At 28.3% G+C, this 15,075-nt stretch carries 28 protein-coding genes and 1 pseudogene; all 29 read right to left on the reverse strand.

The genetic code is table 4. The features are described from left to right. Window positions 1–107: 107 nt before the first annotated feature. The 29 genes and pseudogenes from rplQ to rpsJ all read right to left on the reverse strand — a co-directional run bounded on the left by rplQ (window position 108) and on the right by rpsJ (window position 14,861). Window positions 108–470, reverse strand: coding sequence for a 50S ribosomal protein L17 (gene rplQ, locus ACXX86_RS03470; protein ID WP_436358833.1), 363 nt, complete (start codon window positions 468–470; stop codon window positions 108–110). 2 nt (window positions 471–472) lie between these two features. After that, window positions 473–1,480, reverse strand: coding sequence for a DNA-directed RNA polymerase subunit alpha (locus ACXX86_RS03475; RefSeq protein WP_436358832.1), 1,008 nt, complete (start codon window positions 1,478–1,480; stop codon window positions 473–475). Window positions 1,481–1,493: 13 nt separating this feature from the next. After that, window positions 1,494–1,880, reverse strand: a complete 387-nt coding sequence (rpsK, locus tag ACXX86_RS03480) for a 30S ribosomal protein S11 (RefSeq protein WP_436358831.1) — start codon at window positions 1,878–1,880, stop codon at window positions 1,494–1,496. A 3-nt stretch (window positions 1,881–1,883) separates the two neighbouring features. Beyond that, the gene (rpsM, locus tag ACXX86_RS03485; protein WP_436358830.1) at window positions 1,884–2,252 is read right to left on the reverse strand and encodes a 30S ribosomal protein S13; all 369 of its coding nucleotides are present in this window, start codon (window positions 2,250–2,252) and stop codon (window positions 1,884–1,886) included. Window positions 2,253–2,258: 6 nt separating this feature from the next. After that, the gene (gene rpmJ / locus ACXX86_RS03490; RefSeq protein WP_027123513.1) at window positions 2,259–2,372 is read right to left on the reverse strand and encodes a 50S ribosomal protein L36; all 114 of its coding nucleotides are present in this window, start codon (window positions 2,370–2,372) and stop codon (window positions 2,259–2,261) included. A gap of 9 nt (window positions 2,373–2,381) precedes the next feature. After that, window positions 2,382–2,597, reverse strand: coding sequence for a translation initiation factor IF-1 (gene infA / locus ACXX86_RS03495; RefSeq protein ID WP_436358829.1), 216 nt, complete (start codon window positions 2,595–2,597; stop codon window positions 2,382–2,384). A 191-nt stretch (window positions 2,598–2,788) separates the two neighbouring features. Next, window positions 2,789–3,538 (reverse strand): type I methionyl aminopeptidase, encoded by a 750-nt coding sequence (gene map, locus ACXX86_RS03500; RefSeq protein WP_436358828.1) that lies wholly within the window; start codon window positions 3,536–3,538, stop codon window positions 2,789–2,791. 1 nt (window position 3,539) lies between these two features. Continuing rightward, window positions 3,540–4,181 carry an adenylate kinase family protein gene (locus ACXX86_RS03505; protein ID WP_436358827.1) on the reverse strand — a complete coding sequence of 214 codons (642 nt, stop codon included), beginning with the start codon at window positions 4,179–4,181 and terminating at the stop codon, window positions 3,540–3,542. Further along, window positions 4,175–5,602, reverse strand: a complete 1,428-nt coding sequence (gene secY / locus ACXX86_RS03510) for a preprotein translocase subunit SecY (protein ID WP_436358826.1) — start codon at window positions 5,600–5,602, stop codon at window positions 4,175–4,177. Before secY ends, ACXX86_RS03505 begins: the two co-directional genes overlap by 7 nt. A gap of 1 nt (window position 5,603) precedes the next feature. Further along, entirely contained in the window at window positions 5,604–6,047 is a 444-nt protein-coding gene (gene rplO / locus ACXX86_RS03515) for a 50S ribosomal protein L15 (protein WP_436358825.1), read from the reverse strand. Window positions 6,048–6,060: 13 nt separating this feature from the next. Further along, complete coding sequence (gene rpsE, locus ACXX86_RS03520) at window positions 6,061–6,726, reverse strand: 30S ribosomal protein S5 (RefSeq protein ID WP_436358824.1); 666 nt, start codon at window positions 6,724–6,726, stop codon at window positions 6,061–6,063. A gap of 2 nt (window positions 6,727–6,728) precedes the next feature. Then, window positions 6,729–7,082 (reverse strand): 50S ribosomal protein L18, encoded by a 354-nt coding sequence (gene rplR / locus ACXX86_RS03525; protein ID WP_436358823.1) that lies wholly within the window; start codon window positions 7,080–7,082, stop codon window positions 6,729–6,731. 27 nt (window positions 7,083–7,109) lie between these two features. Next, complete coding sequence (gene rplF, locus ACXX86_RS03530; protein WP_436358822.1) at window positions 7,110–7,649, reverse strand: 50S ribosomal protein L6; 540 nt, start codon at window positions 7,647–7,649, stop codon at window positions 7,110–7,112. Window positions 7,650–7,652: 3 nt separating this feature from the next. Next, window positions 7,653–8,045: a 30S ribosomal protein S8 gene (gene rpsH, locus ACXX86_RS03535; protein WP_458557635.1), complete on the reverse strand. Its 393-nt coding sequence runs from the start codon at window positions 8,043–8,045 to the stop codon at window positions 7,653–7,655. A gap of 8 nt (window positions 8,046–8,053) precedes the next feature. Then, a complete protein-coding gene (locus ACXX86_RS03540; RefSeq protein ID WP_436358821.1) occupies window positions 8,054–8,239 on the reverse strand; it encodes a type Z 30S ribosomal protein S14 in 186 nt (61 codons plus the stop codon). Between the two features lie 7 nt (window positions 8,240–8,246). Further along, window positions 8,247–8,798, reverse strand: a complete 552-nt coding sequence (rplE, locus tag ACXX86_RS03545) for a 50S ribosomal protein L5 (protein ID WP_458557636.1) — start codon at window positions 8,796–8,798, stop codon at window positions 8,247–8,249. Window positions 8,799–8,814: 16 nt separating this feature from the next. Then, the gene (gene rplX, locus ACXX86_RS03550; RefSeq protein WP_436358820.1) at window positions 8,815–9,135 is read right to left on the reverse strand and encodes a 50S ribosomal protein L24; all 321 of its coding nucleotides are present in this window, start codon (window positions 9,133–9,135) and stop codon (window positions 8,815–8,817) included. 18 nt (window positions 9,136–9,153) lie between these two features. Next, complete coding sequence (gene rplN / locus ACXX86_RS03555) at window positions 9,154–9,522, reverse strand: 50S ribosomal protein L14 (RefSeq protein WP_436358819.1); 369 nt, start codon at window positions 9,520–9,522, stop codon at window positions 9,154–9,156. Next, window positions 9,522–9,791, reverse strand: a complete 270-nt coding sequence (rpsQ, locus tag ACXX86_RS03560; protein ID WP_436358818.1) for a 30S ribosomal protein S17 — start codon at window positions 9,789–9,791, stop codon at window positions 9,522–9,524. The genes rplN and rpsQ overlap by 1 nt, the downstream gene beginning before the upstream one ends. Next, window positions 9,791–9,997 carry a 50S ribosomal protein L29 gene (gene rpmC, locus ACXX86_RS03565; RefSeq protein ID WP_458561150.1) on the reverse strand — a complete coding sequence of 69 codons (207 nt, stop codon included), beginning with the start codon at window positions 9,995–9,997 and terminating at the stop codon, window positions 9,791–9,793. Before rpmC ends, rpsQ begins: the two co-directional genes overlap by 1 nt. Then, the gene (gene rplP, locus ACXX86_RS03570; RefSeq protein WP_436358816.1) at window positions 9,997–10,422 is read right to left on the reverse strand and encodes a 50S ribosomal protein L16; all 426 of its coding nucleotides are present in this window, start codon (window positions 10,420–10,422) and stop codon (window positions 9,997–9,999) included. The genes rpmC and rplP overlap by 1 nt, the downstream gene beginning before the upstream one ends. Next, window positions 10,422–11,072, reverse strand: coding sequence for a 30S ribosomal protein S3 (gene rpsC / locus ACXX86_RS03575; protein WP_436358815.1), 651 nt, complete (start codon window positions 11,070–11,072; stop codon window positions 10,422–10,424). Before rpsC ends, rplP begins: the two co-directional genes overlap by 1 nt. A 9-nt stretch (window positions 11,073–11,081) precedes the next feature. After that, window positions 11,082–11,420 (reverse strand): 50S ribosomal protein L22, encoded by a 339-nt coding sequence (gene rplV / locus ACXX86_RS03580; protein ID WP_436358814.1) that lies wholly within the window; start codon window positions 11,418–11,420, stop codon window positions 11,082–11,084. Then, on the reverse strand, window positions 11,420–11,695 hold the full coding sequence (rpsS, locus tag ACXX86_RS03585) for a 30S ribosomal protein S19 (protein WP_458557631.1): 276 nt from the start codon (window positions 11,693–11,695) through the stop codon (window positions 11,420–11,422). The genes rplV and rpsS overlap by 1 nt, the downstream gene beginning before the upstream one ends. Then, the gene (gene rplB, locus ACXX86_RS03590; RefSeq protein ID WP_436358812.1) at window positions 11,695–12,540 is read right to left on the reverse strand and encodes a 50S ribosomal protein L2; all 846 of its coding nucleotides are present in this window, start codon (window positions 12,538–12,540) and stop codon (window positions 11,695–11,697) included. The genes rpsS and rplB overlap by 1 nt, the downstream gene beginning before the upstream one ends. Window positions 12,541–12,598: 58 nt before the next feature. Continuing rightward, window positions 12,599–13,021, reverse strand: a complete 423-nt coding sequence (rplW, locus tag ACXX86_RS03595; protein WP_436358811.1) for a 50S ribosomal protein L23 — start codon at window positions 13,019–13,021, stop codon at window positions 12,599–12,601. Next, window positions 13,021–13,734, reverse strand: a complete 714-nt coding sequence (gene rplD / locus ACXX86_RS03600) for a 50S ribosomal protein L4 (RefSeq protein WP_458561151.1) — start codon at window positions 13,732–13,734, stop codon at window positions 13,021–13,023. The genes rplW and rplD overlap by 1 nt, the downstream gene beginning before the upstream one ends. A 119-nt stretch (window positions 13,735–13,853) precedes the next feature. Continuing rightward, window positions 13,854–14,531 (reverse strand): annotated as a pseudogene (rplC, locus tag ACXX86_RS03605) (50S ribosomal protein L3); the annotation flags it as partial. Between the two features lie 21 nt (window positions 14,532–14,552). Then, window positions 14,553–14,861, reverse strand: coding sequence for a 30S ribosomal protein S10 (rpsJ, locus tag ACXX86_RS03610; protein WP_436358809.1), 309 nt, complete (start codon window positions 14,859–14,861; stop codon window positions 14,553–14,555). Between the last annotated feature and the right edge of the window lie 214 nt (window positions 14,862–15,075).

Below are 15,075 nucleotides of genomic sequence, written 5' to 3' on the forward strand. Positions count from 1 at the left end.
AATAATTATTATTTTCATATCGCTAAAAAAAGGACATTTTGATTAATAATTTACATAAAACCAAATCTTTTATAAAAAAAATAACCAAAAACGGTTATTTTCATATTTTAAACTAATTCGATAATAGCCATTTTAGAATTATCACCTTGTCTTGCAGGCAATTTAATTATTCTTGTATAACCACCATTACGACTTTTATATTTTGGTCCTACTACATCGAATAAATATGATAATGCTGATTTACCATCACTGGTTTTTACATCTCTTAAAAATGCAGCTGCTAAACGACGAGAAGCAAGTGTATTAGTTTTTGCTTTTGTAATTAATCTCTCAACGTGTTTTCTTAATTCTTTAGCTCTTGCTTCTGTTGTTGTGATTCTTCCGTGAACAATAACATCTGTAGATAAAGAACGTAAAACGTGTTTTCTTCAAGTTGAATTTCTTCTAAATAATTGTGTTGGATTAGCCATTTTTAGTCTCCTTTCTTAAGTGAAATACCGCGTTCAGCTAATTTTTCAATAATTTCTTGAACGGATTTTTTACCTAAATTTTTAACATTATTTAATTCTTCTTCATCAATTTTTTCTAAGTCTGCTACAGTTCTAAATCCTGCACGTCTTAAAGCATTTAATGATCTTACTGTTAAACTTAAATCATTAATATCAATTGATTTATCTTTAGGAGTTTCTTCTTTAACTTTTTCTTCTTCAAAATAGTCTTTTTCATTAATTTCTAAATTTTCAGTATTTGAAACTATTTTCAAATGTGCAATTAAAATTTTTGCAGCTTGAGCAATAACCTCTTTTGCTTCTACTGTTCCATCTGTTTTAACATTAAATTCTAGTTTTTCTTGAATAATGTTAGAAGCTGAGTTAAGTTCACTAAATTTATATTGAACATTTGTAACAGGTGAAAAATCTGAATCAACTGCTAAAATGGTTCCTGATTTTAAATTTGATTCTAATTCAGAACCATATTCTAAAATATTTTTTTTGTTGTCTTCAAAAGAAACAAATCCTCTTCCTGATAATAAAAACATTTCGAATTTTAAAGCGTTTGCTTTAGAAAGAGTTGCGATTTGTTGATCAGGGTTTACAATAGTTACTCCTGCTGGTAGTTGAATATCTTTTGCAAAAATATTTTTTTCAGTAAATTTATCATAATTAAATGAAACTCTTACAGGTTTTTTATCAATAAAAACTTCTTTATTATAAATAAACTTTACTTTCTTTAAATTATTTAATAAAGTAACTACATCTTCTTCTACGTTGTCGATTGCTTGAAATTCGTGATCTACTTTTTCAATTCTAATTGCAAATGGAGCAACTGAAGAAACTGAAGATAATATTGTTCTTCTTAAAGCTGTACCTAAAGTGTTAGCAAATCCTCTTTCTAAAGGTTCTAAAACAAAAGAAGTGAAATAATCTGAATGTTTATTTTCTTTTTCTTCTTTGTAATTTACTTTTGCCATTTTTTGCATAACTTAACAACTCCTATCTTTTTGTTTCTCTTTTGATTACTTTTCTTGGAGGTCTTGTTCCGTTATGTGGAATAGGTGTAACATCTTTAATTTCAGTAACAGTAATACCTGAAACTTCAATTTGTTTTCTTGCTGCATCTTTTCCTGGTCCTAAACCTTTAATTTCAACTTTAACTTCTTTAATTCCATGTTCTTTAGCTGCTTCAGATGCTGCTGCTGCTGCTAATCCTGCTGCATATGGAGTTTTCTTTTTTGTCCCTTTATATCCAATAGCACCAGATGAAGATCATGCAATTACATTACCTTTTTCATCTGAAAAAGTTACAATTGTGTTTTGGTGAGTTGAGTGAATGTGAGCGATTCCGCTAGTAATATTTTTTCTTTTAACTTTTCTAGCCATATCTTATTTACCTTTCTTTCCAGCAACAGTTTTTCTTGGTCCTTTTCTTGTACGTGCATTTTTCTGAGTTACTTGACCACGAACTGGTAATCCTTTTCTATGTCTGATTCCTCTATAACATTTAATTTCCATTAATCTTTTAATGTTAATAGCTACTTCACGACGTAAATCACCTTCTGTTGTATATTGTGAAGCTATATCTCTTATTTTTGATAATTGTTCTTCACTTAAATCTTTTACACGAATATTTTCGTCTATTTGAGCCTTTTGTAAAATTTCTTGAGCTCTTGATTTTCCTATCCCAAAAATATAAGTTAGAGAAATAACAACTCTCTTATTATTTGGAATTTCTATGTTTAAAATTCTAGCCATATTTTCCTAACCTTGTCTTTGTTTGTGTTTTGGTAGAATACAAATGATTCTATTTATTCCATTTCTTTTGATTATTTTACAGTCTTTACACATCTTTTTAACTGATGCTCTTACTTTCATAAATCTCCTTTATTTATGACGATAAACAATTCTTCCTTTTGTTCAATCATAAGGACTAATTTCAACATCAACACTATCTCCAGGAATTATTTTAATGTGATACATTTTCATTTTTCCTGAAATGTGAGCTTGAATTTTAGCATTATTTTCTAATAAAATTTCATACTCACTAGAATTGTGTGCTTGAATTACTTTACCTGTCATTTTGATTGCATCTTTTGCCATTTATTGAAATACCTCTTTTGGTTTTTTATTTGTACAATTAATGTTTGGTATTTATTATTATTTTATTTCTTTAAAAGTAATTGTGCCCTTTAAAGAAATACCTGGACTTATTTCGACATTACCTTATGCCAGGCTTGTATAATTAACATTAAAAATTATACTAAATTTTTGAATTTTTCCAACTCTTTGAATTAACTTAAAATTATTCCTTTTCCATTTTTAATTAAAATGGTTTCTTCCGCGTGAACTGTTTTTTTACGGTTATATTTTGGAACCACAGTTCAACCATCACTTAATATTTTAACTTCCGGACTTTCTTGTAAAATCATAGGTTCTATACAAATTACCATATTATCTCTTAACAAAATCCCTTTATCTCCTGTATATAAATTGTAAACATTAGGTGCTTCATGAAGTTTTTTTCCAATTCCGTGGCCACAAAATTCCTCTGTTGTAAACATTTTGTTTTCAAAAATAACCTTGGAAATTGCTTTAGAAATATCTCCTATCCTTGCTCCAGGTTTGATTGCATTTATACCGGCATCTATTGCTCTTTTTGCAACAGAAATCAGTTTTTCGTTTTCAAGATTATTTTCTTTTCCAACTGATTTGGAAAAGGCAGAATCTGAATAGTATCCTTTATATTTAACTCCTAAATCTATAGAAATTAAATCCCCTGTTTTTAAAATTCTTTGATCCGGAATTCCGTGAATTAACTCATGATTTAAAGAAGCGCAAATTGTGTTAGGAAAATTTTGGTAACCTAAAAAAGCTGGTTCTGCGTTTCTTTTGATAATTTCATCATAAGCAAGTTTGTCTAGTTGCAATAAAGAAACCCCTTCTTCTATTGCATCATAAACTATTTTTTTTACTTCTGAAAGAATATTTGCTGATTTAGTTATTAATTCTATTTCAAAATCTTTTTTTATCAATTTGCTCATTTTATAAAATTTCTTTAACTATTTTTTGTACTATGAATTCTGGAGTTTGTGTTGCATCTATAGTGATTAACATATTTTTGTCTTTATAATAATCTATTAATACTTTAGTTTCATTATTATAAACTTCTAATCTACGAATAATTGCTTCTTCTTCATCATCTTTTCTTTGTAATAAAACTGTATCGTCATTTTCGCAAAGTAATTGCTTTGCAGAAGGTTTGAAATCAAGATGATAAGTTGCAGAACAAGTAGGGCAATATCTTCTTTTAGAAAGTCTTTGAATAATAACTTCACTTGGAGCTTGTAATAAAATAACATTTTTTATTTGAGAAGTGCTTAAATTTGATAAAAAATCTGCTTGATTAATTGTTCTTGGATAACCATCTAAAATAAAGTTAACGTTTTGTTTGTTTAATTCTTCTAACTTTTCTTTTACTATTTCATTAGTTATATTGTCAGGAACATATCTACCACTTTCAACAATATTTTTTAATTCCAAACCTAATTTAGTTTGGTTTCTAATTGCGGTTCTAAAAATTTCTCCTGTTGATAAATGAATAAAATCAATTTCTTTTGCAAGTAATGATGCAACAGTTCCTTTTCCAACTCCTGGTGCACCTAAAAAAATTATGTTTTTTATCATAATAAATCTCCGTTATTTTTATTTTGTTTAGTAAATGATTTACTAATTTTTCTTCTTTTTTGTGAAATTTTTTCTGATTGTCTTCTTGCTTTAATTTGACCTATTGTTTCTAATGCTGTGGTTATTAAAATAATAATAGAAGTTCCACCAAATGTAATGCTCCGTGGCATTCCAAACATTTGCATAATAGGTTCTAAAGAACCAATTGCTACAAGATAAAATGCAGAGAAAATAGAAAGTCTTAAAACAACAGAAATTAAATAATCTTCTGTTTGTTCTCCTGGTCTTATTCCAGGAATAAAGGTTGAATTTTTTCCAAAATCTTCTGAAATTTTATCCACTCTAGACTGTTGTAATCCCATACCAATTGCAAATAAAAAGGTAATAACTACAAATAGACTAAATCCAATTGGATCAGTTAATCTTAAACTTCTTTCTACAAAATATCTTGTAGATGAAGTGTATGGATCAAGAAGTCCTACTATTAAAGTTGGTAAAGATAAAACAATTAAAGAAAAAATGATTGGCATAACACCTGCTGGATTTACTTTAATTGGTAATACTGAAATATCTTTAACATTTTTAGTCATTCCAGATCCTGTTTGTTGAATAGGTATTTTTCTTTCTGCAGTATAAACATATGCAACTATAAAAATTAAAACTAAAAAACCAATAATATAAACTCCAAAGAAAATTATATTACTAATCAAAGAGTCTGAATTAGATCCTGAAATAAAGTAATTAAAGGCTCCTTTTAATTTACTTGGTAAACGTGTTGCGATTCCTGTAAAAATTAAAAGTGAAGTCCCATTACCAACTCCTTTTTCAGTAATTTGTTCTCCTAAAAATAAAGAAAACAAAGAACCGCTAATAAGTATACAAGGTAAAATAAAGTATTTATAATAAGCTGCATTGTTGCTTAAATATACAAAACTTTGTGCTCCTAAATTGGCATCAAACAATGTTCTAATTAAGAAAATTGATTGAGCTATAGCTATAAAAATAGTTAAAAGTCTTGTAATAATATTTATTTTACGTCTACCTAGCGGTCCTGATTGACTTAACCTATGAACTGGTGGAAATAATTTAGTTTGAGCGACCATCATAATCAAAGATGCTGTTATGAATGGTCCTATTCCTAAGGCTACTATTGAAAAGTTAGTTAACCCTCCACCACCTACAATATTAATTATTCCTAAAAATGAATTAGAATCTAAAGAAGCATTTTTATTTATAGATACACCAGGTAATGTGATTGTACCTGCTATAACAAAAATAGCTAAAATTCATATAGAAAATAATATTTTTTTAGTTAAGATTTTTTCTTTGGAAAATGTTTGAATTTTATGTTTTATATTTAAATAGATTTTTGAAAAGATTAATCCTATCCAGTTTAATACTTTTTTTAATCTATAAAACATCTTAAACCAATTCTACTTTTCCACCTAATTTTTCTACCGCTTCTTTTGCTGAGTTTGAAACGGCATTAACTTCTATAAATATTTTTTTAGTTAATGTACCTGAAGATAATAATTTTACAGGCATTGTTTTTCTTCTTGCTAATCTAGTTTCAAATAACATTTCTAATGTTACTTTGTCACCATCTTTAAATGTAGCATCTAATTTTTCTAATGATATAACTTGATATTCAACTTTATTAACATTGTTAAAACCGATTTTTGGTAAACGTCTGAAGAGAGGGTTTTGTCCTCCTTCAAATCCAGGTCTTACAGTTCCACGTTTTGTTTGTCCTGATTGTCCTCTACCAGCTTGTTTTCCTTTACCAGCTGCATGTCCACGACCTTTACGGTGTTTTTCTTTTCTTGAACCTTCAGTGTATTGTAATGTATGTAATTTATATGACATTTTTCCTCCTGGACTATTTATTGCTTAACAAATCTTCTACTTTAATATCTCTTAATTCAGCAATTTTTTCTACTGTTCTAAGATTTTGTAAAGCAATGATTGTTGCTCTAACGATATTAGCTTTTGTTCTTGAACCATAAGTTTTAGTATAAATGTTTGAATATCCTGCTAATTCTACAACTGCACGAACTGTACCAGATGCTATAATTCCTTTTCCTTTTGGAGCTGGTTTTAATAGTACTTTAGATGCTAAGAATTTTTGTTTAATTTCATGTGGTACTGTTGCAGCTTCTTCTACCACTGGAACAGTTATTAAATTGTTTTGTGCATCTTTAACTGCTTTTTTAATAGCATCTTGCACTTCATTAGCTTTTCCGTGACCAAAACCAACTTTTCCTTTTTTATTACCAACCACTACATATGCTGAGAAAGAAAATCTTCTTCCTCCTTTAACAACAGTAGTTACCCTTGCAACATCAATTACTTTTTCTTCGAATTCATTTTGGAAAGGTTGTTTGTTAAATTCTTTTTTTGGTCTTGAGAATTTACGATTATTATTAGATGTTTTTGAATCTTTGTCTTTAGAATGGAAGTGTTTTTTTGGTTCTCTTGAAGATTCTATTTTTTTAGTTGGAGTTGCTTTTTTAACAACTTCTTTTTTAATTTCTTTATTTTCCATTATTAAAATTTAACTCCTTCATTTCTAACTGCTTCTGCAAATGCTTTTACTCTTCCATGATAAATATAACCTGAACGATCAAATACAATTGATTCAATTTTTAATTCTTTAATTTTTTGTCCCATTAATTTTCCAAGTATTTCAGCTACTTTAATATTTCCGCTATATTCTTTATGTTTTAAAGTTGAAACAGATGCTATTGTTACTCCTTTAGTATCATCTATTAATTGTGCATAAAAGTTTGTTAGTGATTTGAAAACTGATAAACGTGGTTTGGTTGCTGTACCTAAAACTAATTTAGATTTAATTCTATGATGTTTTTTAATTCTAGCTTTATTTCTTGATAATTGAGCCATTGATAATACCTCGCTTCTATTCTAAAATTATTTAGAAGCTTTTTTCCCTTCTTTACGTCTAATGTTTTCATTTTTATACATAATACCTTTTCCTGAATAAGGATTAGGTTTTCTAACACTTCTAATAACAGCAGCTAATTGTCCAACTTGTTGTTTATCAATACCAGAAACAATTATGGAAACTGGTTTTGGAACTTCTACTTTTAAAGTATTTGGAACATCTATTAATACAGGGTGTGAATATCCTGCTAAAATTTCAATTTGGTTACCTTTTAATGTAGCTTTGTAACCAACACCCTTAATTTCTATTTCTTTTGAAAAACCAGAGGTTACACCTTTAATCATTCCTGCAAGTAAGGAATTAGTTGTACCGTGTAATTGCTTTGTATGTTTTTCTTCGTTTAATCTTTCTGTTGTAACTTGATTATTTTCTACTTTAATTTTGATTAAATTAGAAAATTCTCTTTTTAATTGTCCTAATTTACCTTTAACAGTAACTAAATTATTATTAACTAATACTTCTGTTCCTTCTGGAACTAATAAAACTCTTTTTCCTACTCTAGACATAAATTATCAAATGAAGGCGATAATTTCACCACCAACATTTTCCTTTCTAGCTTCTTTATCAGTTAATAAACCTTTAGATGTAGAAACAATAACTGTTCCATATCCTGAAAGTACTTTTGGTAAATCTCCAACAGATGAATAAACTTTTAATCCTGGTTTTGAAACTCTTTTAATTCCGGTAATAGCACTTGTTGTACCTTTATATTTTAATTCTACAACAAGTTTTTTTTCTACACCTTCTCCTTGAGTTTCAAAATTTTGAATATAACCTTCTTTTTTGAAGATTTCTAAAATTTTGTGTTTTTTATTAGAATGTGGGATTTCAACAAATTTGTGTTTTCTCATAAATGCATTTTTGATTCTTACAATCATATCTGCAATTGGATCTGTAATTATAGCCATAATTATCAACTCGCTTTCTTAATACCAGGAATTTTTCCTTCATGTGCTAATTTTCTAAAACAAATACGACAGATTTTAAATTTTCTTAAAACAGCATGTGGACGACCACATAATTCACATCTTGTATATTCTCTAACTTTGAATTTTTTATGTTTTTTAGCTTTTGCTTTTAATGATGTTTTTGCCATTTTACTCCTATTTTTCTGCCTTACCAAAAGGCATTCCTAATTGTTCTAATAAAAATTTTGCTTCTTTATCTGTATTTGCTGTTGTAACAATAATTACATCCAATCCCTTAATTTTTCTAATTTTATCGAAACTAATTTCTGGAAAAATAATTTCTTCTTTAATTCCTAATGAATAATTTCCTCTTCCATCAAAAGCTTTAGGATTTACACCTCTAAAGTCTCTAATTCTTGGAATTGCTACATTAATTAATTTATCTAAGAATTCTCACATTCTTTCTCTTCTTAATGTAACTTTTGCTCCCATTGGCATTCCTTCACGTAATTTTCATGAAGCTAATGATTTTTTAGCAACTGTTTGATAAGGTTTTTGCCCTGAAATTAATGCCATTTCATTCATAACTTCTTCTATAGCTTTAGAATTAGTTACTTCTTTTCCAGCTGTCATATTTAAAACAATTTTTTCAATTTTAGGTAATTGCATTACAGATGTATAAGCAAATTTTTCTTGTAAATTCTTTTTAACTTGTTTTTCGTATTTTTCTTTTAATGTCATCTTTATAAAATTACCTTTCTAACTAAATTGTTTTCCCTGTTTTTTTAACAAAACGCACTTTTTTATTATTTACCATTTTGTAACCTATTTTTGAATATTGAGCTGGTTTATCTTTAGTAGCTTTTTTAACTAATAAAGATACTTTTGAAACGTGTAATGGGAATTCAACAACCTCAATTGAACCTTCACTTCTTGATTGTGATGGTTTGTGGTGTTTAGTTTTTTTATTAATATCTTTAATTTTAACTTCTTGTGTTTTTGGATAAACTTCTAAAACTTGACCAATTTTTCCTTTATGTGATCCTGAAATAACTATTACTTCATCATTTTTTCTAATTTTCATATCAATAATTATTCCTTTCTATAAAACCTCTGGTGCAAGTGAAACAATTTTGGAATATCCTTTGTCTCTTATTTCTCTAGCTATTGGACCAAAAACACGTGTTCCTCTTGGAGAACCATCTTCTTTAATAATAACAACTGCATTGTCATCAAATTTTATATGTGAACCATTTTTTCTTTTGATTCCATAAGTTGAACGAACAATAACTGCTTTCACAACTTGTCCTTCTTTTACAATTCCGTTTGGAAGAGCTTTTTTAACTGAACAAACTATCACATCACCAATATTTGAAGTTTTTTTAACTGAACCACCTAAGTTTCTAATTAAACCCACTTCTTTTGCACCTGAGTTATCTGCAACAACTAATCTTGAGAGTTCTTGAACCATTATTTAGCTCCTTCTTTTGCTTTTTCACGAATTTCAACTAATCTAAATGTTTTAGTTTTTGAAAAAGGTCTTGTTTCACTGATTTTAACAATATCTCCTAAAGAAGCTTCTTCTTTTTCATCGTGAGTTGCAAATTTCTTAGTAACTTTAAATCTTTTTCCATATAAAGGGTGTTTAACATAAGAATCTACTGCAACAATAATTGTTTTTTGATTCTTATCAGAAACAACAGTACCAATTAATGTTTTCTTTGTATTTTTTCTTTCCATTATTTTCCACCTTTATCATTGTTTTCTTTTTGTTGTATAGCTGTTAAAACTCTGGCAATATTTTTTCTAATTTCTTTGATTTGATGAGTTTTATCTAAACGTGATGTAGCATTTTTAAATCTTAAAGAAAATAACTCAGCTTTGTGTTCAACTACTAATTGTTTTAGTTCTGAAAGAGATTTGTTTTTTAATTCTTTAAATTCCATTATTCATCCCCTTCTTCATTTGCTTTAACTATTTTTCATTTTACTGGTAATTTATGTCCACCAAGTCTTAAAGCATCTCTAGCTATTTCTTCTTTTACTCCTGAAACTTCAAACATCATTGTATTAACTTTTACAACTGCTACTCACTTTTCAGGAGAACCTTTACCAGATCCCATACGTACTCCGATAGGTTTAGAAGTTAATGATAAGTGAGGGAAAATTCTAATATGAACATCTCCTTCACGACCCATTCTTCTTGTGATAGCAATCCTTGCAGATTCAATTTGTCTAGCTGTTACTCAAGCAGAAGTTGTTGCTTGTAAACCAAACTCTCCAAATGAAACTTTATTTCCTTTATGTGCTTCTCTTTTATCGTGTGAAATTCTAAAATTTCTTCTATATTTGGTTCTTTTTGGTTGTAACATTATTTATCACCCTCTTTAACCTCTCCTAAAGAAATTCATACTTTCACTCCTAAAGCACCATAAGTTGTATGAGCTGTTGCTTGAGCATAATCAACATTTTGTCTTAAAGTGTGTAATTTCATTTCTCCTTCAGAATATCCTTCTGCACGAGCCATTTCCACACCGTTTAATCTACCAGAAACTTGAGTTTTAATTCCTTTAGCTCCTGCTTTTAAAGCAACTTTAATTCCAAATTTTTGAGCTACTCTAAATGATCCTCTGTTTTCTAATTTAATAGCTATTTGTTCAGCTACTAATCTTGCGTTTAATTCCGGTTTTTGAATTTCAACAACATCAATTGATAAATTTAATTTTTTATTTTTAACAAATTTTTGAATATCTGTTGTCATTTTTTTAACATTTTCTCCACCTTGACCTAATACTACACCAGGTTTAGCTGTATGAATTGTTAAAGTAACTTTATTGTTTTGATCTCTTCTAATTTCAACTTGTCCTATTTGATAATCTCTAACAAATTTTTCAACATATTCTCTAATTTTTACATCTTCTAATAAGTAAGTAGCAAAATTAGCTTTATCAGCAAATCAATTTACATTATGTTTTTTAGTAATACCGTATCTAAAACCATTTGGATTAACTTTTTGTCCCATAAAATTTTCCTACTTTCTTTCCTCTACTGTTATTGATAAATGTGATGTTCTTTTTAAAATTGAATATGCTGTTCCTTTAGATCTTGGTTGAAATCTTTTGTATGTAGGTCCTTCATTAACTTGAACTGAACTTACAAATAAATTATCACCATCCATACCAAAGTTATTAATTGCATTAGCAATTGCTGAATTTAATAATTTAATAAATAATTTTGATGCTTTTTTATTTGTGTTATGTAGGATTGATAGTGCTTCTGTTGTATTTTTATAACGGAATAAATCTGCTACTAAACGAGCTTTTTGAGCAGATACTCTTTGCATTTTAACACTTGCTATTGCTTTTTGCATTATTTTTTCTTCCCTTTATCAGCACCATGACCTGTATAGGTTCTTGTTGGAGAAAATTCTCCTAATTTATGTCCTACCATATCATCTGTTACAAAAACATCATTAAATATTTTTCCATTATGAACTTGGAATGTTAGTCCTACAAATTGAGGAAAGATTGTTGATCTTCTAGATCATGTTTTAATTGGTTTTTTATTTTTTTGTTCATTCATTAATTCAACTTTTTTTAATAAAGATGTATCAGCGAATGGACCTTTTTTAAGTGATCTAGCCATTATTTACTTTCCTTTCTTCTTCTTATAATTAATTTTGTTGAAGATTTCTTATTATTTCTTGTTTTAACACCAAGAGCTTTTTTACCTCATGGAGTTAATGGAGATTTTCTACCAATAGGTTGTTTCCCTTCTCCCCCTCCATGTGGGTGATCAATTGGGTTCATTACAGATCCACGAACAGTAGGTCTAATACCTAAATGTCTATTTCTTCCTGCTTTACCAATGTTAACTAATGAATGTTCTTCATTACCTACAACTCCAATGGTTGCTCTACATTTTGCTAAAATTCTTCTATATTCACCTGATTTTAGTCTTAAAACTACGTATTTTCCATCTTCATCTTTTCCTTGGATTTGTGCAGAAGACCCAGCTGAACGAGCGATAATTCCTCCACCTCCAGGTTGCATTTCGATGTTATGAACAACTGTACCTTCAGGAATATTTGATAAAGGTAATGAGTTACCTACTAAAATATCAACTTGTTCACCTGAAATAACTTTTTGTCCAACCTTAATATCTTTAGGTGATAAAATATAACGTTTTTCACCATCTGCATAAACAACTAAAGAAATATTAGCTGATCTATTTGGATCGTATTCAATAGATTTAATTGTTCCAAAAATATTATCTTTATTTCTTTTGAAATCAATAATACGATATTTTCTTTTATTTCTTCCACCTTTGTGACGTGTAGTTATTTTTCCTTGATTGTTTCTACCTGATTTTTTAGGTAATGTAACTAATAAGCTTTTTTCAGGTTCGTGTCCTGATAAATTTTGCTTGTAATCAAGGGTAGACATACCACGACGACCATTTGAAGTTGGTTTATAATGTTTAATCGCCATTTTCTCTCCTTATTTTATTAATAACTTTAAAATATTTTTTTCTTTAAAGTTCTATGAATTATTTTTTTTCTTTATTTTTTTTAGCTGCTATTTTTTCTGCAACTTTTTTATCAACTTCTGATGCTGATTTAGAAACTTTTGTTTCTTTTTTAGTTTCTTCCACTACATTTGTTTGTTCTTCTGGTGTTGGTGACTCTAAATCTTCATTTAGAACAGCAATTGTGTGCCCTTCAACCAAAGTAACAATAGCTTTTTTGAAAGAATTTGTAAATCCTTGATATCTACCTAATTTTGCAGGTTTTTTTGGAACATTAAAAATATTTACTTTTTCTACTTTAACATTAAAAATATATTCAACTGCTTTTTTAACTTCACTCCTGTTAGTTCTTCTATCAACAGCAAAAACATATGTTCCTGAACTCATTTGTAAATAACTTTTTTCAGTTAAAATTGGGTATTTGATTATTTCATTAATATTCATTATTTAACCAACCCTTCTAAATATTTAATATCATCTTGACTTAAAATCAATATATCTGCTTTTACTAAGTCTTCAATTAATAATGAAGTAACTTTTGTCACTTTTACATTTTGAAGATTTCTTGCAGAAATATAAACTTTTTCATCATTTGAAACTACTAAAATATTTCTTAATTTTTCTACTTGTAAATCTTTTAGTTTAGAAACAATTTCTTTTGTTGAATATTTTTCTACTTTTATATTTTCCACAATAACTTGTTTGTTTTTAGCTAATTGTGATAAAGAACTTAATAAAGCTAATTGTCTAACTTTTTTATTAACTTTTAAATTATAATTTCTTTCCACTGTAGGTCCAAAAGCTCTTCCACCACCTACTCAAATTGGTGATCTCATAGAACCAGCTCTTGCTCTACCTGTACCTTTTTGTCTTCAAGGTTTTTTACCAGTACCACTTACTTCAGCTCTATTTTTTACTTTATGTGTTCCTTGTCTTCTTGAAGCTCTTTCAGCAATAATTGAATCAAATACAGCTTGTTGATTAAATGTTTCAATTCCAAAAACTTCTTTTGGTAATTTAACTTCTTTTCTTACTAATGGAGTATCAACTTTTTTTGATGTTTTAACTTCTACTTTTTTAGTTGTTTTAGAAACAGGTTTTTTTGTCGATGTTTCTTTTTTAGAAGTTGTTGATGTTTTTTTAACAACCTTTTCCATTATTTATCTCCTTCTGCTTTATCTTCAGCTGCTTTTAATAATTCTTTCATTTCTTTTACTGACATTTCCATATGTAGTTCTACATTATATTTTTTAGCTAATTCAAATAAATGATTTTTTTCTAAAGCCTCTTTTAGGTTAACTAATTGCACAGGTGTTTTAGAAGGTAATTGTTTAACAGCTTCTTTTAGAATAACAAATGATTTTTTAGGTCCAGGAACTGAACCTTTAACTATAATTAAATTATTTTCTAAATCAATGCTTAAGATTTCAAGATTTTGAACTGTTCTTTTTACATTTCCTAATTGTCCAGGCATTGTCATACCTTTAACAACTTTGTTTCCTGAAATATCTCCTAAAGATCCTGTTTGTCTTAATGGTTGTGATCCACCCCCACCACCATGTGATTTAGGTCCGATTGCTTGGTTATGTCTTTTAATTGTTCCAGCAAATCCTTTTCCTTTTGATGTTCCTGTAACATCAATTAATTCACCTACTGAAAAAATAGATAAATCAACTGATTGTCCAAGTTCAAATCCAACCATTTCTCTAATTTCTTTTACGAAGCGCTTAGGTGCTGTGTTAGATTTTTTAAAATGACCTTGTTCTGGTTTGTTTTGTCTAGAAACTTTCTTGTCTTCTAAACCTAATTGTAATGCATTGTAGCCATCTTTTTCTTTTGAAAAAACTTGTGTTACAACATTTGGTTTAACTTCAATAACTGTTACTGGTAATAAAATACCTGAATCAGCATATAGTTGAGTCATTCCAACTTTTTTTCCTAAGATTCCTTTCATCTTGGATCCTCCTTATTTTATTTATTTAGTATCTATAAGTATTTGAGCACCTACTGGTAATTCAACTCTCTTAATTTTGTCTAATACTTCTTTTGAAAATTTGTTTAAAACAATTAATCTTTGATGTGTTCTACTTTCAAATTGTTCACGTGATGTTTTATTAACATGAACTGAACGTAAAATAGTAAATACTTCTCTTTTTGTAGGTAATGGCACTGGACCACTAAAATCTACTTTTAATTCTTTTAATAAATTTACTAATTTAAGTGATGCATTATCAACTATTTTATGATCAAATGCTTTTAATTTAATTTTTAACTTATTTTCCATTAAAATTGTTGTCCTTTCTGTTCTTTTTTTGATGAACTAGACTCCACATAAAAACCGTTACTCTGCTAACAACTAATTTCGGAGTATCGCAACCTTATGTTTCAATGTCTAAATTTACTTTTAAATTATACTACATTTTTTAAAAAAGTGAATTAAAAATGCAAATTATTAATCAAAATGTCCCGGGGTATTTACTAATCAAAATGTCCTCTTT

The organism is Mycoplasma sp. CB776, assembly GCF_054343395.1.